Source organism: Pseudomonas rhizophila (assembly GCF_003033885.1).
GTDB classification, from domain to species: Bacteria; Pseudomonadota; Gammaproteobacteria; order Pseudomonadales; family Pseudomonadaceae; genus Aquipseudomonas; species Aquipseudomonas rhizophila.
The window spans coordinates 4,941,466-4,967,185 of sequence record NZ_CP024081.1; the positions used below are offsets into that span (position 1 = coordinate 4,941,466).

At 59.9% G+C, this 25,720-nt stretch carries 26 protein-coding genes and 1 tRNA gene; 16 read left to right on the forward strand and 11 right to left on the reverse strand.

Going from position 1 to position 25,720, the window contains the following annotated elements; translation table 11 throughout:
- Positions 1-65 precede the first annotated feature (65 nt).
- Both CRX69_RS22910 and CRX69_RS22915 read right to left on the reverse strand, forming a co-directional pair.
- Positions 66-539 carry a WbuC family cupin fold metalloprotein gene (locus CRX69_RS22910; protein WP_076386290.1) on the reverse strand — a complete coding sequence of 158 codons (474 nt, stop codon included), beginning with the start codon at positions 537-539 and terminating at the stop codon, positions 66-68.
- A 3-nt stretch (positions 540-542) separates the two neighbouring features.
- Entirely contained in the window at positions 543-1,100 is a 558-nt protein-coding gene (locus CRX69_RS22915) for a hypoxanthine-guanine phosphoribosyltransferase (protein WP_047229412.1), read from the reverse strand.
- A 175-nt stretch (positions 1,101-1,275) separates the two neighbouring features.
- On the opposite strand from CRX69_RS22915, the gene upp reads away from it, so the two are divergent.
- Together upp and CRX69_RS22925 are read left to right on the forward strand one after the other, a co-directional pair.
- Positions 1,276-1,914, forward strand: a complete 639-nt coding sequence (gene upp, locus CRX69_RS22920; protein ID WP_030138594.1) for a uracil phosphoribosyltransferase — start codon at positions 1,276-1,278, stop codon at positions 1,912-1,914.
- 2 nt (positions 1,915-1,916) lie between these two features.
- Complete coding sequence (locus tag CRX69_RS22925) at positions 1,917-3,191, forward strand: uracil-xanthine permease family protein (protein ID WP_076386292.1); 1,275 nt, start codon at positions 1,917-1,919, stop codon at positions 3,189-3,191.
- Positions 3,192-3,320: 129 nt separating this feature from the next.
- On the opposite strand, the gene hemH is transcribed toward CRX69_RS22925, so the two are convergent.
- Together hemH and CRX69_RS22935 are read right to left on the reverse strand one after the other, a co-directional pair.
- Positions 3,321-4,346 carry a ferrochelatase gene (gene hemH / locus CRX69_RS22930; protein ID WP_107322925.1) on the reverse strand — a complete coding sequence of 342 codons (1,026 nt, stop codon included), beginning with the start codon at positions 4,344-4,346 and terminating at the stop codon, positions 3,321-3,323.
- 13 nt (positions 4,347-4,359) lie between these two features.
- Positions 4,360-5,259, reverse strand: coding sequence for a TIGR01777 family oxidoreductase (locus tag CRX69_RS22935; RefSeq protein WP_047229409.1), 900 nt, complete (start codon positions 5,257-5,259; stop codon positions 4,360-4,362).
- A 196-nt stretch (positions 5,260-5,455) separates the two neighbouring features.
- Between CRX69_RS22935 and CRX69_RS22940 the strand changes: the two genes are divergently transcribed.
- The 6 genes from CRX69_RS22940 (at position 5,456) to CRX69_RS22965 (ending at position 11,181) form a co-directional block, all read left to right on the forward strand.
- Entirely contained in the window at positions 5,456-6,442 is a 987-nt protein-coding gene (locus CRX69_RS22940) for an NAD(P)/FAD-dependent oxidoreductase (protein ID WP_047229408.1), read from the forward strand.
- Positions 6,443-6,612: 170 nt separating this feature from the next.
- Positions 6,613-7,575, forward strand: coding sequence for a YbgA family protein (locus CRX69_RS22945; protein ID WP_047229407.1), 963 nt, complete (start codon positions 6,613-6,615; stop codon positions 7,573-7,575).
- Positions 7,575-8,513, forward strand: a complete 939-nt coding sequence (locus CRX69_RS22950; protein ID WP_047229406.1) for a MerR family transcriptional regulator — start codon at positions 7,575-7,577, stop codon at positions 8,511-8,513. Before CRX69_RS22945 ends, CRX69_RS22950 begins: the two co-directional genes overlap by 1 nt.
- On the forward strand, positions 8,514-9,947 hold the full coding sequence (gene phrB, locus CRX69_RS22955) for a deoxyribodipyrimidine photo-lyase (RefSeq protein ID WP_076386296.1): 1,434 nt from the start codon (positions 8,514-8,516) through the stop codon (positions 9,945-9,947).
- Positions 9,948-10,073: 126 nt separating this feature from the next.
- A complete protein-coding gene (locus CRX69_RS22960) occupies positions 10,074-10,847 on the forward strand; it encodes an SDR family NAD(P)-dependent oxidoreductase (protein WP_076386298.1) in 774 nt (257 codons plus the stop codon).
- 28 nt (positions 10,848-10,875) lie between these two features.
- Positions 10,876-11,181, forward strand: a complete 306-nt coding sequence (locus CRX69_RS22965; RefSeq protein ID WP_076386300.1) for a YkgJ family cysteine cluster protein — start codon at positions 10,876-10,878, stop codon at positions 11,179-11,181.
- 99 nt (positions 11,182-11,280) lie between these two features.
- Here the strand turns inward: CRX69_RS22965 and CRX69_RS22970 are convergent, their stop codons facing one another.
- From CRX69_RS22970 to hemA, 6 genes are all read right to left on the reverse strand, one after another.
- Positions 11,281-11,799, reverse strand: coding sequence for an acyloxyacyl hydrolase (locus tag CRX69_RS22970; protein WP_047229402.1), 519 nt, complete (start codon positions 11,797-11,799; stop codon positions 11,281-11,283).
- A gap of 114 nt (positions 11,800-11,913) precedes the next feature.
- Positions 11,914-12,705, reverse strand: a complete 792-nt coding sequence (gene murI / locus CRX69_RS22975; RefSeq protein WP_076386302.1) for a glutamate racemase — start codon at positions 12,703-12,705, stop codon at positions 11,914-11,916.
- Positions 12,698-13,456 carry a molybdopterin-synthase adenylyltransferase MoeB gene (locus CRX69_RS22980; RefSeq protein ID WP_076386304.1) on the reverse strand — a complete coding sequence of 253 codons (759 nt, stop codon included), beginning with the start codon at positions 13,454-13,456 and terminating at the stop codon, positions 12,698-12,700. Before CRX69_RS22980 ends, murI begins: the two co-directional genes overlap by 8 nt.
- A complete protein-coding gene (prmC, locus tag CRX69_RS22985; protein WP_076386306.1) occupies positions 13,450-14,280 on the reverse strand; it encodes a peptide chain release factor N(5)-glutamine methyltransferase in 831 nt (276 codons plus the stop codon). The genes CRX69_RS22980 and prmC overlap by 7 nt, the downstream gene beginning before the upstream one ends.
- Positions 14,281-14,294: 14 nt before the next feature.
- Positions 14,295-15,377: a peptide chain release factor 1 gene (gene prfA / locus CRX69_RS22990; RefSeq protein ID WP_047229398.1), complete on the reverse strand. Its 1,083-nt coding sequence runs from the start codon at positions 15,375-15,377 to the stop codon at positions 14,295-14,297.
- Positions 15,374-16,663 (reverse strand): glutamyl-tRNA reductase, encoded by a 1,290-nt coding sequence (gene hemA / locus CRX69_RS22995; RefSeq protein WP_047229397.1) that lies wholly within the window; start codon positions 16,661-16,663, stop codon positions 15,374-15,376. Before hemA ends, prfA begins: the two co-directional genes overlap by 4 nt.
- A 171-nt stretch (positions 16,664-16,834) precedes the next feature.
- Here hemA and CRX69_RS23000 point away from each other — a divergent pair, with 171 nt between their 5' ends.
- From CRX69_RS23000 to ychF, 8 genes are all read left to right on the forward strand, one after another.
- Positions 16,835-18,559, forward strand: coding sequence for a tetratricopeptide repeat protein (locus tag CRX69_RS23000; RefSeq protein ID WP_047229396.1), 1,725 nt, complete (start codon positions 16,835-16,837; stop codon positions 18,557-18,559).
- Between the two features lie 4 nt (positions 18,560-18,563).
- Positions 18,564-19,181, forward strand: coding sequence for a lipoprotein insertase outer membrane protein LolB (lolB, locus tag CRX69_RS23005; protein ID WP_047229395.1), 618 nt, complete (start codon positions 18,564-18,566; stop codon positions 19,179-19,181).
- A gap of 1 nt (position 19,182) precedes the next feature.
- Positions 19,183-20,034 carry a 4-(cytidine 5'-diphospho)-2-C-methyl-D-erythritol kinase gene (gene ispE, locus CRX69_RS23010; protein WP_107322926.1) on the forward strand — a complete coding sequence of 284 codons (852 nt, stop codon included), beginning with the start codon at positions 19,183-19,185 and terminating at the stop codon, positions 20,032-20,034.
- A 36-nt stretch (positions 20,035-20,070) separates the two neighbouring features.
- Positions 20,071-20,145 (forward strand) — tRNA-Gln (locus tag CRX69_RS23015).
- 47 nt (positions 20,146-20,192) lie between these two features.
- Positions 20,193-21,134 carry a ribose-phosphate pyrophosphokinase gene (locus CRX69_RS23020; RefSeq protein ID WP_003171603.1) on the forward strand — a complete coding sequence of 314 codons (942 nt, stop codon included), beginning with the start codon at positions 20,193-20,195 and terminating at the stop codon, positions 21,132-21,134.
- A gap of 143 nt (positions 21,135-21,277) precedes the next feature.
- Entirely contained in the window at positions 21,278-21,880 is a 603-nt protein-coding gene (locus tag CRX69_RS23025) for a 50S ribosomal protein L25/general stress protein Ctc (RefSeq protein ID WP_076386312.1), read from the forward strand.
- A 167-nt stretch (positions 21,881-22,047) separates the two neighbouring features.
- Complete coding sequence (pth, locus tag CRX69_RS23030; protein ID WP_003185374.1) at positions 22,048-22,632, forward strand: aminoacyl-tRNA hydrolase; 585 nt, start codon at positions 22,048-22,050, stop codon at positions 22,630-22,632.
- Positions 22,633-22,654: 22 nt separating this feature from the next.
- On the forward strand, positions 22,655-23,755 hold the full coding sequence (gene ychF / locus CRX69_RS23035; protein WP_047229391.1) for a redox-regulated ATPase YchF: 1,101 nt from the start codon (positions 22,655-22,657) through the stop codon (positions 23,753-23,755).
- 159 nt (positions 23,756-23,914) lie between these two features.
- Here the strand turns inward: ychF and CRX69_RS23040 are convergent, their stop codons facing one another.
- Positions 23,915-25,462, reverse strand: a complete 1,548-nt coding sequence (locus CRX69_RS23040) for a TerC family protein (RefSeq protein ID WP_107322927.1) — start codon at positions 25,460-25,462, stop codon at positions 23,915-23,917.
- Between the last annotated feature and the right edge of the window lie 258 nt (positions 25,463-25,720).

Here is a 25,720-nt window from a genome sequence, read left to right on the forward strand (position 1 = left end):
CCACCTGCAATTGGGGCTGCTGCGCAGCCCAGCGGGAGCAAGCTCCCTCGCCACAGAAGCACCGCTCAGTCGAACTGAGCGCGCATCCAGGCCTGGTACTGCGCCACCCCCGCCTCGCCTTCGCGGGGCGCCCAGGGGGCCAGTTCGCCATCGCCCACCGGGCGGTAAGGCCCGGCCTTGCACTCGAACATCAGGCTGTCGGCTTCCAGCACCACTAAACCGTGGTACACGCCCGCCGGCAGGTCGACACCGAGGCAATCGCCACCGGCCTGCAGGATACGCTTGTCCACCACCGTCCCGGTTTCATCAAAGATCAACACACCGAGCCGGCCCTTGAGCACCAGCAAGGTTTCAGCCTTGTCGGCGCTCAGGTGGCGATGCGGCGGGATGTAAGTGGACGGCTGCAAGCCAACCGCCATGCGATGGCAAGGCTCGTCCATCTGATGAAAATTGTGGTGTTGGCGCCCGCGAGGACTGGCCGTGGCTTTCTCGGCCAGTTCGTTGAACAGCGCTTGATCCAGAAAGCCCGGCCGGTTCATCGATTACATTCCTTTGACGGCGAAAATACCGTTGGCATTGCGCCAGTAACCTTTGTAGTCCATGCCGTAGCCGAAGATGTAGCGGTCAATGCACGGCAGGCCGACGAAATCGGCTTTCAGGTCCGGACGGGCCTTGCGGTCGTGGTCCTTGTCGATCAGCACGGCAGTGTGCACAGCGCGGGCACCGGCGTGTTTGCAGAAGTCGATGATGGCGCCCAGGGTGTGACCTTCGTCGAGGATGTCGTCGATGATCAGCACGTCACGGTCGATGAACGAAACTTCCGGCTTGGCTTTCCAGAACAGGTCGCCACCGCTGGTTTCGTTGCGGTAACGGGTGGCGTGCAGATAGGACGCTTCCAGCGGGAAGTTCAGGTAGGTCAGCAGTTTGCCGGAGAAAATCAGCCCACCGTTCATGACGCAGAACACCACCGGGTTGGAATCGGCCAACTGGTCGTTGATTTGCGCGCCGACACGGGCGATGGCCGCTTCGACTTCGGCTTCGGTGTACAGGCAGTCAGCCTCTCGCATGATTTGACGGATATGCTCGAGATCAGCGGACATGGCGCTCTCCAGGGGAGGTTGGGGGAGGGACGGGTTCGGAAAAGCGGGCAAAGGTACGCATCCCGCCCGGCCAGATCAAGCGTTTGTGGACTAACGTTCTGTATTGTCTATAGGACAACACCCTCGGATAGATTAATCTAGGCCGGTTTTTTTGCCCGCCGCCGGAGCTTTCCCCATGCCCATCCTCGAGATCCGCCACCCGCTGATCAGACATAAACTCGGCCTGATGCGCCGCGCCGACATTAGCACGAAGAACTTCCGCGAACTTGCCCAGGAAGTCGGTGCACTGCTCACCTATGAAGCCACCAAGGACCTGCCGCTGGAGTCCTATGAAATCGACGGTTGGGCCGGTACGGTCCAGGTGGAAAAAATCGCCGGCAAGAAAATCACCGTGGTGCCGATCCTGCGTGCCGGCATCGGCATGCTCGAAGGCGTGCTGAGCCTGATCCCGGGCGCCAAAGTCAGCGCCGTGGGCGTGGCCCGCAACGAGCAGACCCTGCAGGCGCACACCTACCTGGAAAAACTGGTGCCGGAAATCGACGAGCGCCTGGCAATGATCATCGATCCGATGCTCGCCACCGGCAGCTCCATGGTCGCCACCATCGACCTGCTGAAAAAAGCCGGTTGCCGTGACATCCGCGCCATGGTGCTGGTGGCGGCCCCCGAAGGCATCAAGGCCGTGGAAGACGCTCACCCCGACGTCACCATCTACACCGCTTCCATCGACCAGAAACTCAACGAACATGGCTACATCATCCCGGGCCTGGGCGATGCCGGCGACAAGATCTTCGGTACCAAGCAGAAGGACGCTTGAGCATGCAGGATGAGTTCAACGATCCGCTCTGGCGCCAGGTATTGTCTGGCGCGCAGATGCTGTTCGTCGCCTTCGGCGCGCTGGTACTGATGCCGCTGATCACCGGGCTGGACCCGAACGTAGCGCTGTTCACCGCAGGCCTGGGAACAATCCTGTTCCAGATCGTCACCGGGCGTCAGGTGCCGGTGTTTCTGGCATCGAGCTTTGCCTTCATCACCCCGATCATTCTCGCCAAGGGCCAGTTCGGCCTGGCCGCGACCATGGGCGGGGTGATGGCGGCCGGTTTCGTCTACACCTTCCTGGGCCTGGCGGTGAAGGTCAAGGGCACCGGATTTATCGACCGCTTGCTGCCGCCGGTGGTGATTGGGCCGGTGATCATTTCCATCGGCCTGGCCATGGCACCGATTGCCGCCAACATGGCCATGGGCAAGGCCGGCGACGGCACCGAGCTGATTGCCTACCAGACGGCGATGCTGATCTCGATGCCGGCGCTGCTCACCACCCTGATCGTCGCGGTGTTCGGCAAAGGCATTTTCCGCCTGGTGCCGATCATTTCCGGCGTGCTGGTGGGCTTTGCCATGGCGTTTTATTTTGGTGTAGTGGACACCGCCAAAATCGCCGCCGCGCCATGGTTCGCCCTGCCGAATTTCACCGCGCCGGAGTTCAACTGGCAAGCGATCCTGTTCATCGTGCCGGTGGCTTTGGCGCCAGCCATCGAGCACATCGGTGGGGTCATCGCGGTGGGCAGCGTGACCGGTCGCGACTACCTGAAAAAACCCGGCCTGCACCGCACCCTGCTCGGCGATGGCATCGCCACCACGGCAGCCGGCCTGTTCGGCGGCCCGCCCAACACCACCTACGCCGAAGTCACTGGCGCGGTGATGCTGACTAAAAACTACAACCCGAAAATCATGACCTGGGCGGCGATCTTCGCCATCAGCCTGGCGTTCATCGGCAAGTTCGGCGCGCTGCTGCAAAGCATCCCGGTGCCGGTGATGGGCGGGATCCTGTGCCTGTTGTTCGGTTCGATCGCGGCGGTGGGCATGAACACGCTGATCCGCCACAAGATCGACCTGAGCGAAGCGCGCAACCTGGTGATCGTTTCGGTGACGCTGGTGTTTGGTATCGGCGGTGTGCTGGTAGGCACCGGCACCGGCCCGGACGACTTCGGCCTCAAAGGCATCGCGCTGTGCGCGGTGGTGGCGATCGCCCTGAACCTGATCCTGCCGGGCAATGACGGCTGGAAGCAGAAGAAGGCGGATGAGCCGCTGATCTGACTCAAGCTTGAAGTTTTGTGCTGCCAGTCAGATAGCTATCGCGAGCAGGCTCGCTCCCACATCAGCGGATCTTTGAACACTCGAGATCCATTGTGGGAGCGAGCCTGCTCGCGATTGGGCCCTTGAATTTTACAAAGCGATCGGTGCCCGCTCGCACAGGGTACTCAACGCCTGCGCCCATTGCACATCATCATTGAGACACGGCACCAGCACCAACTCCTCCCCGCCCGCCTCACGAAATTGCTCGCGCCCGCGATCACCGATTTCTTCCAGGGTTTCGATGCAGTCGGCCACAAACGCCGGGCACATCACCAACACTTTTTTCACGCCACTTTTAGCCAGTTCATCCAGGCGCGCTTCGGTGTAGGGTTCGATCCACTTGGCGCGCCCCAGTCGCGACTGGAACGACACCGACCATTGGCCATCCTTGAGCCCCATGCGCTGGGCGAATAGGTCGGCGGTGCGAATGCATTGCGCGCGGTAACACGTAGCCATGACCTCAGGCGGCGCATTTTTGCAGCAGTCGGCGTCCTTGAAGCAATGGAAACCCGTGGGGTCGAGCTTGGTCAGGTGCCGCTCGGGCAAACCATGGAAGCTCAACAGCAGGTGGTCGTAATCCTGCATCAGATACGGCTTGGCGCTGGCAACCAGGGCGTCGAGGTATTCCGGCTGATCGTAGAACGGCTGGAGAATCGAGAACTGCACATCGAGCTTCTTCTCGCGCACCACCCGCTTGGCTTCTTCGATCACCGTGGTGACTGTGCTGTCGGCAAATTGCGGATACAACGGCGCCAGCGTGATCTTCTTGTGGCCCTGGCTTGTCAGGCGCACCAGGGTCGACTCAATGGACGGCTCGCCATAACGCATCGCCAACTCAACCGGCCCCTGGGTCCATTGCGCAGTCATGGCTTGTTGCAAGCGACGGCTGAGCACCACCAGCGGCGAGCCCTCGTCCCACCAGATCGACGCATAGGCATGGGCCGATTGCTCGGGGCGCTTGATCAGGATCAGCGACACCAGCAAGCGCCGCACCGGCCACGGCAGGTCGATGACGTAGGGATCCATCAAAAACTGATTGAGGTAGCGGCGCACATCGGCCACCGAAGTAGAAGCAGGCGAACCCAGATTCACCAGAAGCAACGCGTGATCGGTCATGCAACGTCCTATTTCAAAGGCGGTCCGACAAATCGTCGAGAGCCGCATGCAAATCAGTGAACCGGAAAGTGAAACCCGCCGCCTGCAATCGGGCCGGCGTTGCGCGCTGGCCGCCCAGCAACAGCAATGACAATTCTCCCAATGCGACCTTCAGCGCCAGTTCCGGCATCGGCACCACGGCCGGCCGATGCAGCACGTGCCCCAGGGCCTTGGCAAAATCGCGGTTGCGCACCGGGTTCGGCGCGCAGGCATTATAAGGACCGCTGGCCTCATCGCGGTGCAGAAGAAAATCAATCAGAGCGATTTGATCGGCAATGTGAATCCACGGCATCCACTGCCGGCCATTGCCAATACGCCCGCCCAACCCCAGTTTGAACGGCAGCAGCAGCCGCGACAAAAAGCCGCCCTCGGCCGACAGGACCAGACCGGTGCGAACCAGTACCACCCGTATGCCCATGGCCTCGGCGCGCTGCGCGGTTTCCTCCCAGGCGATGCACAACTGGCTGGCGAAGTCCTCGCTCACCGGTCCCGAGTCCTCGGTCAGCTCACGCTCGCCGCCGTCGCCGTACCACCCCACCGCGGAACCGGAAATCAATACCCCGGGTTTGTGTTCGCTACGCTCCAGCCAAGCCAACAACGCTTCTGTCAGGGTGATGCGACTGCTCCACAACAACTTCTTGCGTTTATGGCTCCAGGGTCGATCCGCAATCGGTGCCCCCGCGAGGTTGACCACCGCATCCACCGGCTCGGCAATCTCCTCGAGCCGGGCGACACCCCGCACTTGCGCGCCGCAGATCTTCGCCACGTCTTCGGGGCGACGACTCCACACCGTCAAGCGATGGCCCTGCGCCAACCAGTGGCGGCAGAGCTGACGTCCGATCAAACCAGTACCGCCGGTCAGCAATATGTGCATGAAGTGTTCCTCGCATCGCGTTTTACCCAGCCCATTAGTCTATTTTTATAAGCAGGGATTTTTCGTATCAGGCAGGGTCTGTGTTTAACAATAGGTCACCCTGTCAAAACGCGAACGGTAAAACTTATACCAAAAACCCTAATTGTACAGGTTTAAACGACGGCGTAGTCTGTACAGAAAGGTAAACGAGGCCCTCATGACTGTACCTATCGCAATCATCGGCACCGGCATCGCCGGACTTTCAGCCGCCCAGGCCCTGACGGAGGCCGGGCATGTCGTTCAACTCTTCGATAAAAGCCATGGCAGTGGCGGACGCATGTCCAGCAAGCGCAGTGATGCCGGCGCACTGGACATGGGCGCGCAGTATTTCACTGCCCGCGATCGCCGCTTCGTGATGGAAGTCCAGCGTTGGCAAGCCCAGGGCTGGGCGGCGGAATGGACACCTCAGCTTTATCATTTCAAGGATGGGCAATTGAGCCCGTCGCCGGATGAGCAGACCCGCTGGGTCGGCACCCCGCGCATGAGCGCCATCACTCGCGCCCTGCTTGGCGAGTTGCAGGTGCAGTTCTCCTGCCGCATCACCGAGGTGTACCGCGGTCAGGAGCATTGGCACTTGCAGGACGCGGAAGGCTTCACCCACGGCCCCTTCGGCCAGGTTGTGATCGCCACGCCCGCGCCCCAGGCCACGGCATTGCTGGCGGCCGTGCCAAAGCTGGCCGCAGTGGCGGCGGGCGTGAAGATGGACCCCACCTGGGCCGTGGCCCTGGCCTTCGAAACACCGCTGGATACCTCCATGGAAGGCTGCTTCGTCCAGGACAGCCCCCTCGACTGGCTGGCTCGCAACCGCAGCAAACCGGGGCGCGACAGCACGCTCGACACCTGGGTGCTGCACGCCACCAGCGACTGGAGTCGCCAACACATCGACATGGCCAAGGAAGCGGTGATCGAACACCTGCACGGCGCGTTCGCCGAACTGCTGCACAGTGCTATGCCTGCGCCCAGCTTCAGCGTGGCCCATCGCTGGCTTTACGCGCGCCCCGCCGGCAACCATGAATGGGGCGCCTTGGCCGATGCCGACCTGGGTATGTATGTCTGTGGCGACTGGTGCCTGTCCGGTCGTGTCGAAGGTGCTTGGCTAAGCGGTCAGGAAGCCGCACGCCGTCTGCACGCCAGCCTGCAATAGAACGCGCCAGCCTACGTCACCCGCTGCTGTCGAAACAGGCAGCAGCCTGTCTGCGCAAAAACCACATCGCCCCACACGCAAAAGCGGTTGACTTGTGCGCGTTCGGATCTATGATGAAAATATTGTACACAAATGTTATTTTGTACAAGATTTGAAATCAGAGGTCGCCCATGCCCCATGATGCCGTCGTCAAACCGAAAATCGCTATCAGCGCCTGCCTGATGGGCGCTGAAGTTCGCTTCAACGGCGGACACAAGCAATCGCAGCTATGCAGCCGTACCTTGGTCGACTACTTCGACTTCGTGCCGGTCTGCCCTGAAGTCGCCATTGGCCTGGGCATCCCCCGCGAGCCGATCCGGCTGGTGGGTAATCCCGAACGGCCTGACGCGGTTGGTACGGTCAGGCACGACCTCAATGTAACCCGGCCATTGGCCGCTTACGGAGAGCAGATGGCCGAGGAACTGGATGACATCTGCGGCTACATCTTCATGCAGAAGTCGCCGTCCTGCGGACTGGAGAGGGTCAAGGTCTACGATCACAACAGCGTGCCACAGGACGGCGGCGGACGCGGCATCTATGCCCAGGCGTTTTGCGAGCGCCACCCCGACTTGCCGGTGGAGGAAGACGGTCGCCTGAACGACCCGGTGCTGCGGGAAAATTTCCTGACCCGGGTATTTGCCTACGCGGCCTGGCAACCGCTGCGCCGCAAAGGCCTGACACGCCGCGACCTGATCCACTTTCACTCGCGCTACAAATATCTGTTGATGGCCCATAACCCTGTGCAATACAAGGCCTTGGGCAATCTGTTGGGCAACATGGGCAAGGCCGATCCTGACGAGCTGGGCGCACGCTACTTCAGCGCCTTGATGGCTGCTTTGAAGAAATGCGCCACCCGCCGCACTCACACCAATGTGCTGCAACACCTGAGCGGTTACCTCAAACGCGCCATCAACGCCGAAGACAAGCAGGAAGTACAACACCTCATCGGGCAATACCGCCTCGGCATCGTACCCCTGGTAGTTCCGCTGACCTTGCTCAAGCATCACTTGCGCCTGCATCCCGATCCCTATCTGGCGCAGCAGGTCTACCTGCAACCACACCCGGAAAACCTCAGTCTGCGAAATGCCATTTGATGAAAAGCGAACCTGATTCCAGCGCCAGCGAAGACCTGGGGGCCGACTTCGCCAAAGCCCTGGCGCAGGGCTGGCTGCCCATACGCGAAGTCGCCCGCCAAACCGGGGTCAATGCCGTCACCCTGAGAGCCTGGGAGCGCCGTTATGGCCTGATCGTGCCGCACCGCACCCCCAAGGGTCACCGACTGTTCAATGCCGATCATGTGCAACGTATCTTGAGCATCCTCACCTGGATCGATCGGGGGGTGGCGGTGAGCAAGATAAAACCGCTGCTCGACACACCGCAGCCGCCCAGTGAACCGTTGGAAAACGACTGGCAGCGTCAGCGCCACGCCCTGATGCTGGCGGTCACGCAACTGGCCGAGCGTCAGGTCGATGATCTGGTCAACCAGGCTATGGCGCTTTATCCGCCCTGGACGGTGTGCGAGCAGTTGTTGCTGCCTTTGCTGGCCGAACTGCAATTGCGCTGGCAAGGCCAGTTCGGTGCGCAGTTGGAGCGGGTGTTTCTGTACTCCTGGCTGCGCAGCAAATTCGGCAGTCGGATCTACCACAACAATCGTCAGTTGCGCGGTGCGCCATTGCTGCTGGTCAACCATTCGGACCTGCCCCTGGAACCCCAATTGTGGCTTAGCGCCTGGCTGGCCAGCAGCGCCGATTGCCCCGTGGAAGTGTTCGATGGGCCGATACCCGCAGGCGAACTGGCCTTGGCCGTCGAACGCCTCAAAGCCCGTGGAGTGCTGCTGTACTCCAGCAACGCGCTGAACCTGTCCCAACTGCCCAAGCTGATCAGTGGAGTGGATTGCCCGATCATCATCGCCGGCCCGGCCGCATCGATCCATCACGCCCGGTTATCCACAGGCATTTCGACCGACAATCTTACGTGGGCCGAAGATCCGTTATCGGCTTACCGCGAACTGAGTCGCAGAGCACTTATTTGAATGAAAAAACCCACGCAACTGATCTGGCTGCGCAGCGACCTGCGCCTGCACGACAACACCGCCCTCGCCACCGCAGCAGCCCGGGGACCTTGTGTGGCGGTGTACCTGCCGAGCCCGGAACAATGGCGCGCGCATGACGATGCACCGTGCAAGATCGACTTTTGGCTGCGTAACCTCGCCTCGTTGAGCACTGCCCTGGAGGCGTTGAACATCCCGCTGCTGATCCGCCACGCTGCACGCTGGGATCAGGCACCGCAGATTCTGCTCTCGCTGTGCCACGAACTGGCAATCGACGCCGTCCATGTCAATGAAGAATACGGCTTGAACGAAACCCACCGAGATGCCGAAGTTGCCCGAACGTTGCAGGGCCAGGGCATCGAATTTCACAGCCACCTCGACCAGTTGCTGTTCAAGCCCGGCAGTGTGCTGACCAAGACCGGCACCTATTTCCAGGTGTTCAGCCAGTTCCGCAAGGTCTGTTACAGCCGCCTGCACTTTTCGCTGCCAAGCCTGGTCGCCAAACCGGCCCGGCAGGCACCCACCGGCATTGTCAGCGACCCGGTGCCCACGCAAGTCGAAGGCTTCTCGCCTGCGAGTGAAACGCTGCGCGCCCTCTGGCCAGCCGGTGAAAACGAAGCCCGGCGGCGCCTGGACACCTTCGCTGAGCAACACCTCGATTATTACCAGAGCGAACGGGACTTTCCCGCCAGGCCAGGCACCAGCCAGCTCTCGGCGTACCTGGTGGCGGGTGTGATCTCGCCACGCCAATGCCTGCATGCGGCGCTGCAGGCCAACCAGGGTGAATTCGAGAGCGGAAATGTCGGTGTTGTGACATGGATCAATGAATTGCTCTGGCGTGAGTTCTATAAACACATTCTAGTGGGCTATCCACGGGTGTCTCGCCATCGCGCGTTCCGTCCGGAAACCGAAGCGCTGGCGTGGCGCAACGCCCCTGAAGAGCTGGAGGCCTGGAAACAGGCACGCACTGGCTTGCCGATCATCGACGCGGCCATGCGCCAGTTGCTGGAAACCGGGTGGATGCACAACCGTTTGCGGATGGTGGTGGCGATGTTTCTGACCAAGAACCTGCTGATCGACTGGCGCGAGGGTGAGCGCTTTTTCATGCAACACCTGATCGACGGCGACCTGGCCGCCAACAACGGCGGCTGGCAGTGGAGCGCCTCGACCGGGACGGATGCTGCGCCCTGGTTTCGGATCTTCAACCCCTTGAGTCAATCGGAAAAATTCGACCGTGAAGGATTGTTCATCAAACGCTGGTTACCTGAACTGAACGATCTCGATAAGCAACAGGTCCATAATCCAAACATGCAGGGCCGATTGTTTGGCGTGACGGATTATCCTCCGGCGATTGTCGACCTGGGTCAGTCCCGGGCTCGTGCATTGCAGGCGTTCAGAAACCTGCCAACTCGATAAGTGTAAAACCAAGAAATCGGGCGATCAGCGAACAGAAAAACACGGACCGTAAGATGCAATTTCAACCCTGCGGCCATACAGTCTTATACCAAACTCGTGCACTCTGCTCGGCGAAGGAAGTATGGAATGGGTCTAGAAACTCGTAAGCGATATTGGCTGACCGGCGCGGGCAACGGAATCGGCGTTTCGTTGGCCGAAGCGATACTCAAAACCGGCGCACACCTGGCCGTTAGCTCGCGCTCGTCGCGCTCGAGTGAAGACCTTTCGGCACGTTATCCGGGACAAGTACTGGCGGTGCCCGGCAACTTGACCGACAGCCAGACCGTACGCGAGATCGGCGAACAGATTGCCCGGCAGTGGGGCTCGCTGGACACCGTGATTCTCAATGCAGGAACCGCCGAATACATCGACGGCCAACCCGCCGACCCTTTGATCATCGAACACATTGTGCGCAGCAATCTGATAGCGGCCAGCTTCTGCATTCACACTGCCCTGCCATTGCTGCGTGCAGGCAACCGGTCCCATCTGGTGGGCATCGCCAGCCCGGCGACTTACCTGCCACCGTCATATAGCGAGGCCGACGGCAAAGGCATGCGTTTTCTGTTTGAGTCGGCTCGCGTCCAACTGGTGGCCGAGGGCATCGACGTGACGCTGGTTCATCCGGGCTTCGACAGCCCTTCGCTCAGGCTCGACGACTGTTTTCCGGCCCCAGTCCAGTGGACGGCCGAAACGGCGGCACATCACGTGCTGAAACAACTGGCCGAGCGCCCCCATGAAGTGGCGCTCCCCGTTTCGTCCATGACCGTACTCTGGCCGCTACCTTCATCGACCGAATCGATGCTCACTGACGTCAACTCAGATAAAGCGGGGAATGGGTGCCCGATCAAGGGCCAACCCTGAGGGGCGCGGTTGCCTTACACTGCGCGCCATGAAAACCATCCCTGTCCATCAGATCCCCCAGCCTGCCGTCACTTGTTCGACGTGCGCGGCGTGCTGTTGCCAACTGGAAGTCATGCTGATCACTGACACTGGCGTGCCCGAACGCTTTATCGACACGGACGAATGGGGTGGAGAAGTGATGTTGCGGCTCGACGATGGTTGGTGCGCGGCGCTGGATCGCGACAGCATGAGGTGCACGATCTACGAAAAACGCCCGCTGATCTGCCGCGAGTTCGAGATGGGCGCGCCGGAATGTATTGAAGAACGCAAAGGGATTGCGACTGCGTATCGGTAGCCCGTGGGAGCGAGCCTGCTCGCGATAGCGGTAGACCAGTCAATATGAGGTTGTCTGATACTTCGTTATCGCGAGCAGGCTCGCTCCCACGGGTTTGGGTTACAGCGGCATCGTGTAGTGCAGCGCGTAACTTTCGACACCGTCGTTGGTCGACTTGATGCCGGCGTTGGAGTAATGAGTGGCGCGAATACCCACTTCATGTCCACCGTTGAAGCGCAGGCCGAAACCAATGCGGTCCTCGAACTGAAAAGCCGTACCGAGCTGGTTGTTTTCCACTTGGGTATTTTCAAACAACGCAACACCGATACCCGCCTCGATGTAGGGTTTTACGTTTTGACCGGCAAACTCATACACAAAGACAGGCGAGAACGACAGGCTGTGGTTGCTCGAGGCCTCATCCCCTTCCCAATACGTGTAAGCGCCGCTCCAATAGCCGGTCAGGCGACCGACATCACTCTGCAACCAGCTCTTGTCCCAATCGAACTGCATACCCAAGCGGTAAGTCATGGTCGACTCGCCGGTCTGGCCCACCCCAAACTCCACACCTGCCGCTTGTGCGGAGTAAGTGTGCCCCAACAATGCAGCCGCAAGTGCAGCCAAGCAGAATAAACGCTTCATTAGAAACATCCTTTTCCGAACAGACTTAGTTAGTTTTGTTACAAACAGACAAAGCTATAGAAATCCGCGTTAAAACAGAAGTTCAGCCTGATTTAGGTATTTTTCAGGTTTTTTTTACAGACTGAAGCTTCGCACAACGCCGGACGAATTCCATAGCGTTGGTAGGATTTTTCTTAAATGTATCGGATCTGCGCTACTCCAGAATCGCGTTTCACTGGCGGGACCGGCGGCCAGGAGGCCGCGTTCAGCGAGCAGGCGCTGAAGTTGCCGGGCAACGGCGGCCCCCGTGTCGATCAGGCTGATGTGCGCGGGGACCATGTGCTTGAGCAATGGCTTGAGGAAGGGATAGTGCGTGCAACCCAGGATCAGCGTGTCGCAGCCGGCGGCCAGCAAAGGTTCGACATAGCCCTGCAGCAATTGACGCAAAGCCGGGCTCTGGAGATCGCCTGCTTCGATCAGCTCTACCAGCCCGGGGCATGGCTGGGTGATCACCTGCACATCGGTGGCGAACCGATCAAGTAACGCGGCGAATTTGGCACTTTGTAATGTGCCAGTGGTTGCCAGCACACCGACAATGCCACTTCGAGTGGCAGCCGCCGCCGGTTTGACCGCCGGCTCCATGCCGACAATGGGCCAGTGGGGATAATCACGACGCAAATCGGCGACCCCGGCGACCGTCGCGGTATTGCAAGCCACCACCAGCGCCTTGGCGCCCTGGTGATGGAGAAAGTTGGCGATGATTGCGCACCGCTGCCGGATGAATTCCGGGGTTTTCTCGCCGTAGGGAATATGCCCACAGTCTGCAACGTAGAGCAGTGACTCATTGGGCAACAGCCGACGAATCTCCCCCAGCACCGACAACCCGCCGACACCCGAATCGAACACACCGACCGGCGCTTCAGTCATGCTGGCTGCTACCACAGACGCTGCACCCCGGATCACGCTTGACCCTCAGCTCACGAAAACGGCTGCCCACGGCGTCGATCAACAGCAGGCGTCCCACCAGTGGTTCGCCGAAACCGGCCAACAGTTTCAAGGCTTCAAGGGCTTGCAGACTGCCCACCAACCCCACCAGCGGCCCGAGCACACCGGTTTCGCTGCAGGTCAATTCGGCTTCACTGCCGTGGCCATAGAGGCAGTGATAGCAGGGGCTTTCCGGGCGGCGCGGATCAAACACGGATAGCTGCCCTTCCAGGCGAATCGCCGCACCGCTGACCAGCGGTTTGCCCGCTGCGACACACGCCGCATTCACCGCTTCGCGGGTGGAGAAATTGTCGGAACAGTCCAGCACCACATCCACTGCCGCAACGGCAGCAGACAGGCTGTCTTCATCCATGGCCTGTGGGTGAGGCACCAGGCTGATTTCAGGGTTGAGCGCCGTCAGGCGACGCATCGCCGAATCGACCTTGCTCAGGCCCACACTGTCGGTGTCGTGGATGATCTGGCGTTGCAGGTTGGTCAGGTCGACCGTGTCAAAATCCGCCAGGTGCAACTCACCGACGCCAGCAGCGGCCAGGTACAACGCCACCGGAGCGCCGAGTCCGCCGAGGCCGACAATCAATACGCGGCTGTGCTTGAGTCGCAGTTGCCCGTCGATGTCGACGTGCTGCAACAGAATCTGCCGGCTATAGCGCAACAGCTCCTGATCGTTCAGCACGGCAGGCGCCCCAGGCTGATGCGCTCATGCCCACCCAGGTCCTGGCGGCTGTGGACTTCAGTAAACCCTTGGGTTTGCAGCAGATCACGCACCGCGTCGGCCTGATCGTAACCGTGCTCGAGCATCAACCAGCCACCCGTTTCAAGATGATCGGGGGCCTGGGTGATAATTGTGCGCAAATCATCAAGCCCGTCGTGCCCTGCCACCAGGGCACTGGCCGGCTCAAACCGCACGTCGCCCTCGGCCAGGTGAGGATCGGTGGCGGCTATATAGGGTGGGTTGCTGATGATCAGCTCAAAACGCTCACCGTCCAAAGCGCTGAACCAGTGGCTGCTCAGCACCGTGACGTTGCGCAGGTCCAGGCGCTGGCGATTGCGTTCGGCCAGGGCCACCGCCTCCAGCACACGGTCGACCGCGGTGACTGTCCAGGCCGGGCGCTCGCTGGCCAATGCCAGGGCAATCGCGCCGCTGCCGGTGCCCAGATCCAGAACCCTCGCCGGTGCGGCCGGCAGCAAGGCCAGCGCGGTTTCCACCAGCAGTTCGGTGTCGGGACGCGGAATCAAGGTGTGGGGCGCCACTTCCAGGTCCAGGTTCCAGAAGCCTTGCTGCCCGAGGATATAAGCTACTGGCTCGCCAGAACGACGGCGGCGCAGGTATTCAGAGAACACCAACGCCGCTTCGCTTGGCACGATTCGCTCGGGCCAGGTGTGCAGGAAGCTGCGGGACTTGCCCAGTGCCGCGGCCAGCAGCAATTCGGCATCCAGTCGGGACGTGGGCGAATCCGGCAGCTCGGCGGCGCGTAACAAACTGGCGATGATGGTCATATGTTCACCTGTGCTTACTCGCCAATCGCGGCCAACTGGTCGGCCTGGTATTCGGCCAGCAACGGTTCGATCACTGCATCGACGCCGCCGGCGAGAATTTCGTCCAGCGAATACAACGTCAGGTTGACTCGATGGTCGGTGACCCGCCCCTGGGCAAAGTTGTAGGTACGAATCCGCTCCGAGCGATCTCCAGAGCCCACCAACAGCTTGCGTTCGCTGGCGATGGCGTTGGCCGCAGCACTGGTCTGTTGATCGTTGAGCTTGGCCGACAACCACGACATGGCACGCGCACGGTTCTTGTGCTGGGAACGCTCCTCCTGGCACTCGACCACAATGCCCGAAGGCAGGTGAGTGATACGGATAGCCGAATCGGTCTTGTTGACGTGCTGACCGCCCGCACCCGAGGAGCGGTAGGTGTCGACCCGCAGGTCCGCCGGGTTGATCTCGATGGCTTCCTGCTCGTCCGGCTCGGGCAAAACCGCCACGGTACAGGCCGAAGTGTGGATACGCCCCTGGGATTCGGTGGCCGGGACACGCTGCACGCGGTGGGCGCCGGATTCGAATTTCAGCTTGCCGTAGACGTTGTCACCTTCGACCCGGGCGATGACCTCTTTATAGCCACCGTGTTCGCCTTCGTTCTCCGAGAGGATCTCCACCCGCCAGCCGCGACGCTCGGCGTAACGCGAATACATGCGGAACAGGTCCCCGGAGAATATCGCCGCTTCGTCGCCGCCGGTGCCGGCACGGATCTCGAGAAACACATTGCGACCGTCATTCGGATCCTTGGGCAACAACATGCGTTGCAGGTTGCTTTCAAGCTCGAGCAACTGCTCCTTGGCTTCACGGACTTCCTCGACCGCCATTTCGCGCATGTCCGGATCGCTGTCCTTGAGCAACGCCTGGGCGCCTTCAAGGTCGCCCTGCACTTTGAGCAACTGTTTATAGGTGGCGACGATCGGCTCGACTTCGGCGTATTCCTTGGAATACGTGCGGAACTTGTTCTGGTCGGAAATGACTTCACCATCGCCCAGCAGGGCGGTCAGTTCCTCGAAACGGTCCTGGAGAATGTCCAGCTTATTGAGCAGTGACGCTTTCATTGCGATTTTTTATCCGAAAAACTATCCGGTGAACCCTCACCGAGGGCAAAGAGTTCCTGGGCCATGGCCAACGCATCGAGGCGGCCTTCGGCGGTCAGCTTCTTGAGCTGGACACTGGGCGCGTGAAGCAATTTATTGGTCAGGCCGCGAGCCAGTTGCACCAGCACCTCTTCGGCGCTGCCACCGTTGGCCAGCAGGCGCTGGGCCTTTTGCAGCTCTTCGTCGCGCAGGCGTTCGCTCTGCTGACGATAAGCCTTGAGCACATCCACCGCCGCCAGCTCGCGCAGGCGGACCATGAAATCCTCCGCGCCGATGGTGATCATTTCTTCGGCCGCCTGGGCCGCCCCTTGCCGGCTCTTGAGGTTCTCGGCGACCACTTCGTGCAGGTCGTCGACGCTGTACAGATAAACGTCGTCGAGCTCGCCCACTTCCGGCTCGATGTCCCGGGGAACGGCAATGTCCACCATGAAAATCGGCTTGTGCTTGCGCAGTTTCAGGGCGCTTTCCACTGCGCCTTTGCCCAGGATCGGCAACTGGCTGGCGGTGGAGCTGATGACGATGTCACTGTGCACCAGCTCGGCCGGGATGTCCGAGAGCAGCACAGCATGGGCGCCGAACTGCTCGGCCAGGGTACTGGCGCGCTCCAGGGTACGGTTGGCAACCACGATACGCTTGACCCCCAGGTCGTGCAGATGGCGCGCGACCAGGGTGATGGTCTCCCCCGCGCCGATCAGTAGCGCCTGGCTGCGTTGCAGATCGCTGAAAATCTGTTTCGCCAGGCTGACCGCGGCAAATGCCACGGACACCGGGTTTTCGCCGATGGCCGTGTCGGTGCGCACCTGTTTGGCGGCATTGAACGTAGCCTGGAACAAGCGCCCCAGCAGAGGCCCGACCGTGCCGGCCTCACGGGCCACGGCATAAGCCGACTTCATCTGGCCGAGAATCTGCGGTTCGCCCAGCACCAGCGAATCGAGCCCGGAGGCAACGCGCATCATGTGACGAACGGCCGCATCGTCTTCATGCACATAGGCACTGGCGCGCAGCTCTTCAAGACTCAGATCGTGATATTCGGCCAGCCAGCGCAGCACGGTATCGGCCGAAATGTGATCCTGCTCTATATAAAGCTCGCTGCGATTGCAGGTGGAGAGGATGGCAGCCTCGCGGCTCTCGGTGAGTCGGCAAAGCTGCTGCAGGGCCTCAACCAGTTGCTCAGGCGTAAAGGCCACGCGCTCGCGGACGTCTACGGAAGCAGTCTTGTGGTTAATACCAAGTGCAAGGAAGGCCATTCAAGGTCGCTGATAGTGACGTGAAGCCGGCAATTGTCCTACTTCGCCAGATTCAGAACAACCACTCGATATCTATCGCCCTGCCCCGTGCCGTAAATCGACGGGCCGGTTATGTTTGACCGAAGGCTGTGTCATGATGATCCGACCGCAGGTTAGTCGTCCTTTTCCTATATGAATAGATCTTCCGCGTTGCTCCTCGCTTTTGCCTTGCTCGGCGGCTGTCAGTCCATGGCCCCCGTGTCGACAGACGGTACGCCGCCGGTCGAAGACAGCACCCAGGCCCCTGAAAAGCCCAAGGTCTATAGCTCATTCAGCGAAGAAACCATTTTCAGCCTGTTGAGCGCCGAACTGGCAGGCCAGCGCAATCGCTTCGACATTGCGCTGGACAACTACGTCACCCAGGCCATCAACACACAGGACCCGGGCATCTCCGAGCGGGCGTTTCGCATTGCCGAATACCTGGGTGCCGACCAGCCCGCCCTGGATACCGCACTGATCTGGGCCAAAAACGCCCCGCAAGACCTCGAAGCGCAACGCGCCGCCGCCGTGCAACTGGCCCGGGCCGGACGCTACGACGATTCCATGGTGTATATGGAGAAAGTCCTGCTGGGCAAGGGCGACACCCATTTCGACTTCCTTGCGCTATCAGCAGCCGATACCGACCAGGAAACCCGCGACGGCCTGACTAAAAGCTTCGACCGACTGCTGCAGCGCCATCCCGATAACGGTCAACTGATTTTCGGCAAGGCCCTGCTGCTGCAACAGGATGGTGACATCCAGGGCGCCCTTTCCCTGCTGGAAGACAACCCGCCGCAAGCGGGCGAAGTGGCGCCGATTCTGCTGCGCGCTCGCTTGCTGCAAGGCGCGAACCGCGGCGACGAAGCCCTGCCGCTGCTGGAAAAAGCCATCAGGCAATACCCGGACGACAAGCGCCTGCGTCTCACCTACGCGCGCATGCTGGTGGAAAACGACCGCATGGACGACGCCAAGGTGGAGTTTTCCAGCCTGGTCCAGCAGTACCCTGAAGACGATGAATTGCGCTATTCCCTGGCGTTGGTCTGCCTGGAAGCCAAAGCGTGGGAAGAAGCCAAGGGTCACCTGGAAGACCTGATTGCGCGGGGAACGCATGTCGACTCCGCCCACTTGAACCTGGGCCGCATCGCGGAAGAACGCAACGACCCCGAGAGTGCACTGCTCGAGTACGCCCAAGTCGGCCCAGGCAACGATTATCTGCCGGCCCAGTTGCGCCAGGCCGATATCCTGATGAGCAACGGCAAAACGGCCGAGGCCCAGAGTCGCCTCGCCGTGCAGCGGGACACCCAGCCGGACTACGGCATCCAGTTGTATCTGATCGAGGCTGAAACCCTGTCGGCCAATAATCAGGGCGACAAAGCCTGGACTGTGCTCGATCGGGCGTTGAAGCAGTACCCGGACGACCTGAACCTGTTGTATACCCGCGCCATGCTGGCGGAGAAACGCAATGACCTGGCGCAGATGGAGAAAGACCTGCGCCTGATCATCCAGCGCGACCCCGACAATGCCATGGCCCTCAATGCCCTGGGCTACACCTTGTCCGATCGCACCACCCGATACGCCGAAGCCAAGGTGCTGATCGAACAGGCCCACCAGCTCAACCCGGAAGACCCGGCGGTGCTCGACAGTCTTGGCTGGGTGCATTTCCGCCTGGGCAACCTCGACGAGGCCGAACGCCTGCTGCGCCAGGCCCTGGAGCGCTTTCCCGACCAAGAAGTCGCCGCGCACCTGGGCGAAGTCCTGTGGGCCAACGGCAAACAGCGCGAAGCCCGGCAGATCTGGAGCAAGTTCCTCAAGGAACAGCCCGACAGCCCCATCCTGCGCAGCACCATCAAACGCCTGACCGGATCAGAGACCCTTTAAAATTATGCTTTTGCGCCACTTCATCGTTTTCAGCTTTATCGCCCTGCTCGCCGGTTGCGCCGGCTTCGGCGCCCGAGAATCCGTCCAGGGCCACGGCAACACGGCCCAATGGCGAGAGCACAAGGAACAACTGAGCGGTCTCGACGGCTGGCAGATCGATGGCAAGATCGGCATACGCGCACCGAAAGACTCGGGCAGCGGCACACTGTTCTGGCTGCAACGCCAGGACTACTACGACATTCGCCTGTCCGGCCCGCTGGGTCGTGGCGCGGCGCGCCTGACCGGCCGACCAGGCCAGGTTTCGCTGGAAGTGGCCAATCAGGGTCGCTACGAATCACCCTCGCCGGAAGCCTTGCTGGAAGAACAACTGGGCTGGAAGCTGCCCGTATCCCACCTGACCTGGTGGGTTCGCGGCCTGCCGGCACCGGACAGCAAAAGCCGCCTGACCCTCGATGCCGACAGTCGCCTGTCCAACCTGGAGCAGGACGACTGGCAGATCGAATACTTAAGCTACGCCGAGCAAAACGGGTACTGGTTGCCCGAGCGCATCAAACTGCACGGCAGCAACCTGGACGTCACGCTGGTGATCAAGCAATGGCAGCCGCGCAAGCTGGGGCAATGACATGACCGCTGCACGCCTGACCCTGCCCTCCCCGGCCAAGCTCAACCTGATGTTGCACATCCTGGGCCGTCGCCCGGACGGCTATCACGAGTTGCAGACGATTTTTCAGTTTCTCGACTACGGCGATGAAATCACCTTTGCCGTGCGCGACGACGGCGTGATTCACCTGCACACCGAATTCGAAGGCGTTCCTCACGACAGCAACCTGATCGTCAAAGCCGCGAAAAAACTTCAGGAGCAATCCGGGTGTTCGCTGGGCATTGATATCTGGATCGAAAAAATCCTGCCCATGGGCGGCGGCATCGGCGGCGGCAGCTCAAACGCGGCAACGACTTTGCTGGGGCTCAACTACCTGTGGCAGCTGGGTTGGGACGCTGATCGCCTGGCTGCATTGGGCCTTACGCTGGGCGCCGATGTGCCGGTTTTCGTACGGGGCCACGCGGCTTTTGCCGAGGGCGTCGGGGAAAAACTCACACCGGTAGAGCCCGAGGAACCCTGGTACTTGGTGCTGGTGCCGCAAGTATCTGTAAGTACAGCAGAAATTTTTTCAGATCCACTGTTGACACGTAACTCTCCTCCCATTAAAGTGCGCCCCGTTCCCAAGGGAAACAGTCGAAATGACTGCTTACCGGTGGTAGCAAGGCGTTATCCAGATGTTCGTAACGCTTTGAATTTGTTAGGTAAATTTACCGAAGCAAAACTCACCGGAACTGGAAGTTGTGTGTTTGGGGGCTTCCCAAGCAAAGCTGAAGCTGATAAAGTCTCGGCCCTTCTGACAGAGACCCTTACAGGGTTTGTAGCAAAAGGAAGCAACGTTTCGATGTTGCATCGCAAGCTGCAAAGTCTGCTCTAACGGAATCGAGTGCTGGGCACTCGAAGCAACAGATACAGGGGCGTCGCCAAGCGGTAAGGCAGCAGGTTTTGATCCTGCCATGCGTTGGTTCGAATCCAGCCGCCCCTGCCATTTTCCTATACTCATCCAGGTATACCCTCAGCCTTCAGGTACTGCGCGTGTCCAAGATGATGGTCTTTACGGGGAACGCTAACCCCGATCTGGCTCGGCGTGTTGTACGTCAGCTGCATATCCCTCTCGGTGACATTTCTGTCGGTAAGTTCTCCGACGGCGAAATCACTGCCGAGATCAATGAAAACGTTCGCGGTAAAGACGTCTTCATTATTCAGCCGACTTGCGCTCCGACCAACGATAACCTGATGGAACTCGTCGTGATGGCTGATGCCTTCCGCCGCTCCTCGGCTACTCGTATTACTGCTGTTATTCCTTACTTTGGTTATGCCCGTCAGGATCGCCGTCCGCGTTCCGCACGTGTGGCAATCAGCGCGAAAGTCGTGGCTGACATGCTTACCGTAGTCGGCATCGATCGTGTGCTCACGGTCGATCTGCATGCTGACCAGATTCAAGGCTTCTTCGATATTCCCGTGGATAACATCTACGGCTCCCCGGTCCTGGTGGATGACATTGAAGATCAGCGCTTCGAAAACCTGATGATCGTGTCCCCGGACATTGGCGGCGTCGTGCGTGCACGGGCCGTTGCCAAATCCCTGGGCGTTGATCTGGGTATCATCGACAAACGCCGTGAGAAAGCCAATCACTCCGAAGTGATGCATATCATCGGCGACGTCGAAGGGCGTACCTGTATTCTGGTCGACGACATGGTCGATACCGCCGGCACCCTGTGCCACGCGGCCAAGGCCCTGAAAGAGCATGGCGCTGCCAAGGTCTTTGCCTACTGCACACACCCTGTGCTGTCGGGCCGAGCGATCGAAAACATTGAAAATTCCGTGCTGGACGAGCTGGTGGTCACTAACACCATCCCGCTGTCCGCTGCAGCACAAGCCTGTGCGCGTATCCGCCAACTGGATATCGCACCGGTTGTTGCCGAGGCGGTTCGCCGCATCAGCAATGAAGAATCGATCAGTGCGATGTTCCGTTAAGGGCCCTGCCCTTTCCATTACATCTCGTTGACGAAAAGCGCCCCGCCCCGACATTACCTGCCGGGGCGGGGCTTTTTTGCCCATATCGCCTTTAGCGCTGGTCGCAAGCGCTGGGGTGAATGTGGTTACTTTGGAGATACAACATGAACGAATTTACCCTGAATGCTGAAGTGCGTTCCGACCTGGGGAAAGGTGCGAGCCGCCGCCTGCGTCGTCTCGCAAGCCTGGTTCCAGCTGTAGTCTACGGTGGCGACAAAGCCCCTGAGTCCATCAGCATGCTGGCCAAAGAAGTTGCCAAACTGCTCGAAAACGAAGCGGCCTACAGCCACATCATCGAGCTGAACGTTGGCGGCACCAAGCAAAACGTCGTGATCAAAGCCCTGCAGCGTCACCCGGCCAAAGGCCACGTGATGCACGCTGACTTCGTACGCGTTGTTGCCGGTCAGAAGCTGACTGCTGTTGTTCCAGTGCACTTCATCAACGAAGCTGCTCCGGTCAAGAAAGGCGGCGAAATCTCGCACGTAACTTCCGAGCTGGAAGTTTCCTGCCTGCCGAAAGACCTGCCTGAATTCATCGAAGTCGACCTGGCTGACGCCGAAATCGGCACGATCATTCACCTGTCCGACCTCAAGGCCCCTAAAGGCGTTGAGTTTGTTGCCCTGGCGCACGGCGATGACAAGGCTGTTGCCAACGTCCACGCTCCACGTGTTGCTCCAGAAGCGACTGAAGAAGAAGCTGCAGAGTAATTTCACTCTGTCGCCGGAGTGACCGGAAACATCGCGGACTGGAACGTAGCGAGACAGCGGGCGAGAACGCGAAGTTTACTTAACGGTAGATCCGCCATTTTCGTCTCACTGTCGCAACACCGTTTGAGCGCGACGTTGTTATCCACACTCCAGGAAGGGCCCCTATCGTGACTGCCATTAAACTGATCGTTGGCCTGGGAAATCCAGGCGCTGAATACGAACAGACCCGGCATAACGCAGGGGCCCTTTTTGTTGAGCGCATCGCGCACGCACAAGGCGTCAGCCTGGCGGCCGATCGCAAATATTTCGGCCTGACCGGGCGTTTTTCACACCAGGGTCAGGATGTTCGTCTGTTGATTCCCACCACCTACATGAACCGCAGCGGCCAGGCCGTGGCGGCATTGGCCGGTTTCTTTCGCATCAAACCTGAAGAAATCCTGGTGGCCCACGACGAACTCGACCTGCCTCCGGGCGTCGCCAAGCTCAAGCAGGGCGGCGGCCATGGCGGTCACAACGGGTTGCGCGACATCATCGCGCAACTGGGTAATCAGAATACCTTTCACCGCCTGCGGCTCGGCATCGGCCACCCGGGCGTTGCCAGCATGGTTTCAAATTTTGTCCTGGGTCGTGCGCCTCGCGCCGAACAGGAAAAACTCGATGCCAGCATCGACTTTGCCCTCGGCGTGCTGCCGGATATCCTCGCCGGTGAATGGAACCGCGCGATGAAAAACCTGCACAGCCAGAAGGCCTGACTCTACTCCGAGGGGAAACACCATGGGATTCAATTGCGGCATCGTCGGCCTGCCTAACGTCGGCAAGTCCACCCTGTTCAACGCCCTGACCAAGTCCGGTATCGCGGCCGAAAACTTCCCCTTCTGCACCATCGAGCCTAACAGCGGCATCGTGCCGATGCCCGACCCACGCCTGGAAGCGCTGGCGGCCATCGTCAATCCCAAGCGCATCCTGCCGACCACCATGGAATTCGTCGACATCGCCGGTCTCGTCGCCGGTGCCTCAAAAGGTGAAGGCCTGGGTAACAAGTTCCTGGCCAACATCCGTGAAACCGATGCAATCGCCCACGTGGTGCGCTGCTTTGAAGATGAGAACGTCATTCACGTCTCCAACAGCGTCGACCCCAAGCGTGACATCGAGATCATCGACCTTGAGCTGATCTTCGCCGACCTCGACAGCTGCGAGAAGCAACTGCAGAAAGTCGCTCGCAACGCCAAGGGTGGCGACAAGGACGCAGTGGTCCAGAAGGGCCTGCTGGAGCAGTTGATCGCCCACTTCACCGAAGGCAAGCCCGCGCGCAGCCTGATGAAGAACATGAGCACCGATGAGAAGCTGGTGATCAAGGGCTTCCACCTGCTGACAACCAAGCCGGTCATGTACATCGCCAACGTCGCTGAAGACGGTTTCGAGAACAACCCGCACCTGGACGTGGTCCGGGCCATCGCCGAAGAAGAAGGCGCCATGGTCGTTCCGGTCTGCAACAAGATCGAAGCGGAAATCGCCGAGCTGGACGATGGTGAGGAGAAAGACATGTTCCTCGAGGCCCTGGGCCTGGAAGAGCCCGGCCTGAACCGCGTGATCCGCGCCGGTTACGAAATGCTCCACCTGCAGACTTACTTCACTGCCGGTGTCGAAGAGGTCCGCGCCTGGACCGTACGCGTCGGCGCCACTGCCCCGCAAGCCGCTGGCGTGATCCACACCGACTTCGAAAAAGGCTTCATCCGCGCCGAAGTCATCGCCTACGCAGACTTCATCCAGTACAAAGGTGAAGCCGGCGCCAAGGAAGCTGGTAAATGGCGCCTGGAAGGCAAGGAATACATCGTCAAGGATGGCGACGTGATGCACTTCCGCTTCAACGTTTAAGAGAGCCCGTGGAATCACACGGACTTCCCTGGACGAAAAAATCCCCGTAATCATGACTGATACGGGGATTTTTTTCGTCTCGGGATTTCCACCGGTGACAGAGACTCGCCATACGCTTCAAACAAACGAGGCCGCGGATGCGGCCCCAATTATTCCACGTTAGCTTTTACGCAACAGCACCCTCGTCACCCGACGCTCTTCAACCTCGACAACGGTCATGCTCCACTCCTGCCACTCGAGTTTGTCTCCGATGATCGGCAAGCGGTCCAGCAAGCTCATGACCAACCCGGCGAGCGTCTGATAGTCATCCGTCGCTTTTGCCTGGAAGCCGATGTGTTCGCGAACCTGGCTGAGATTCAGCGCACCGCTGACCAGAAATCCGTCATCCTGGGCCACGATGTTCGGACCTTCTATTTCACTGGCATCGGGCAGTTCACCCGCGATGGATTCGAGAATATCGGTCATGGTGAGAAGACCAATGAAATCACCGAACTCGTTCACCACGAAGGCGATGTGGGTCGACTCTTTGCGCATCTGTTCCAGCGCGTTGAGAATCGTGAAGTTGTCCAGCAGGTTGATGGCCTTGCGAGCCATGGCTTCCAGATTCGGCTCGTTGCCCGCCAACAGTTCCTTGAGCAACTCCTTCTTGTGGATGAACCCCAGAGGCTCATCCACACGGCCTTCGCGGATCAACGGCAACCTGGAATACGACGAGTGCATCAGCCTGGTGCGGATCTCGTCTGGGGAATCGGCCAGGTCGAGGTGGTCGATTTCCGCACGATGAGTCATGACACTGCGTATAGGGCGCTCCGCCAACTGCAGCACACCACTGATCATGACCCGCTCACGTCGGTGGAAGACCTGTTCGGCTTCGTCGCCTGACAGCATGTCAGCGATCTCTTCACCGACTTCATCAGCACCCAACTTGTGCCCACCCAGTAAACGCATGACCGCATGGGCAGTGCGTTCGCGCATAGGACGATGCCCCTGCATGCTCTTCTTGCGACGAGAGCGAGCCAACTGGTTGAACAGTTCGATCAGGATCGAAAAACCGATCGCGGCATAGAGGTAGCCTTTCGGAATGTGGAAGCCCAGGCCCTCAGCCGTGAGGCTGAAGCCGATCATCATCAGAAAGCCCAGGCAGAGCATGATGACGGTTGGGTGGCTGTTGACGAACTGGGTCAGGGGCTTACTTGCGATGATCATCAGGCCGATGGAGAAAATCACCGCGATCATCATGACCGACAGGTGTTCCACCATGCCCACGGCCGTGATCACGGCGTCCAGGGAGAAGACCGCGTCCAGCACCACAATCTGCGCAACGATAGGCCAGAACATCGCATAGGCGGCGTTACCTGTACGCTCGGTGACATGCCCCTCAAGTCGTTCATGCAACTCCATGGTGGCCTTGAACAACAGGAATACACCACCGAACAGCATGATCAGGTCCCGGCCCGAGAACGTCTTGTCGAAGACCTCGAACAACGGCTCGGTCAGGGTCACCATCCAGGAGATGCTGGCCAGCAGGCCAAGGCGCATCAACAATGCCAGCGACAGGCCAATGATACGGGCACGATCGCGCTGCTCCGGCGGCAGCTTGTCAGCCAGGATGGCAATAAACACAAGGTTATCAATGCCGAGCACCAGCTCCAGCACGATCAGGGTCAGCAGGCCAAGCCATGCCGTCGGATCAGCAATCCATTCCATAAGGGTTATTCAACCTCTCGTAGAGTCGGGGCGAAAGGTGCCAGGGAAAGAAGCTTTATCGAGCGGATAGAGCAAGGCATGACTTGGGAGGCGACACCGTTGGTCTCACTGGGAGAAATCGATGAGAAGCCTACGGATGGGATTTGGATGTCCAGCGATTCAGAAAAACCGGATATACGTTCGGTAACGCAGAGCGGACTTGTAGAGGGCGCGGATTGAAAAAAACGACTGGGAGGCTCCAGAAGGGTGTTCATATAG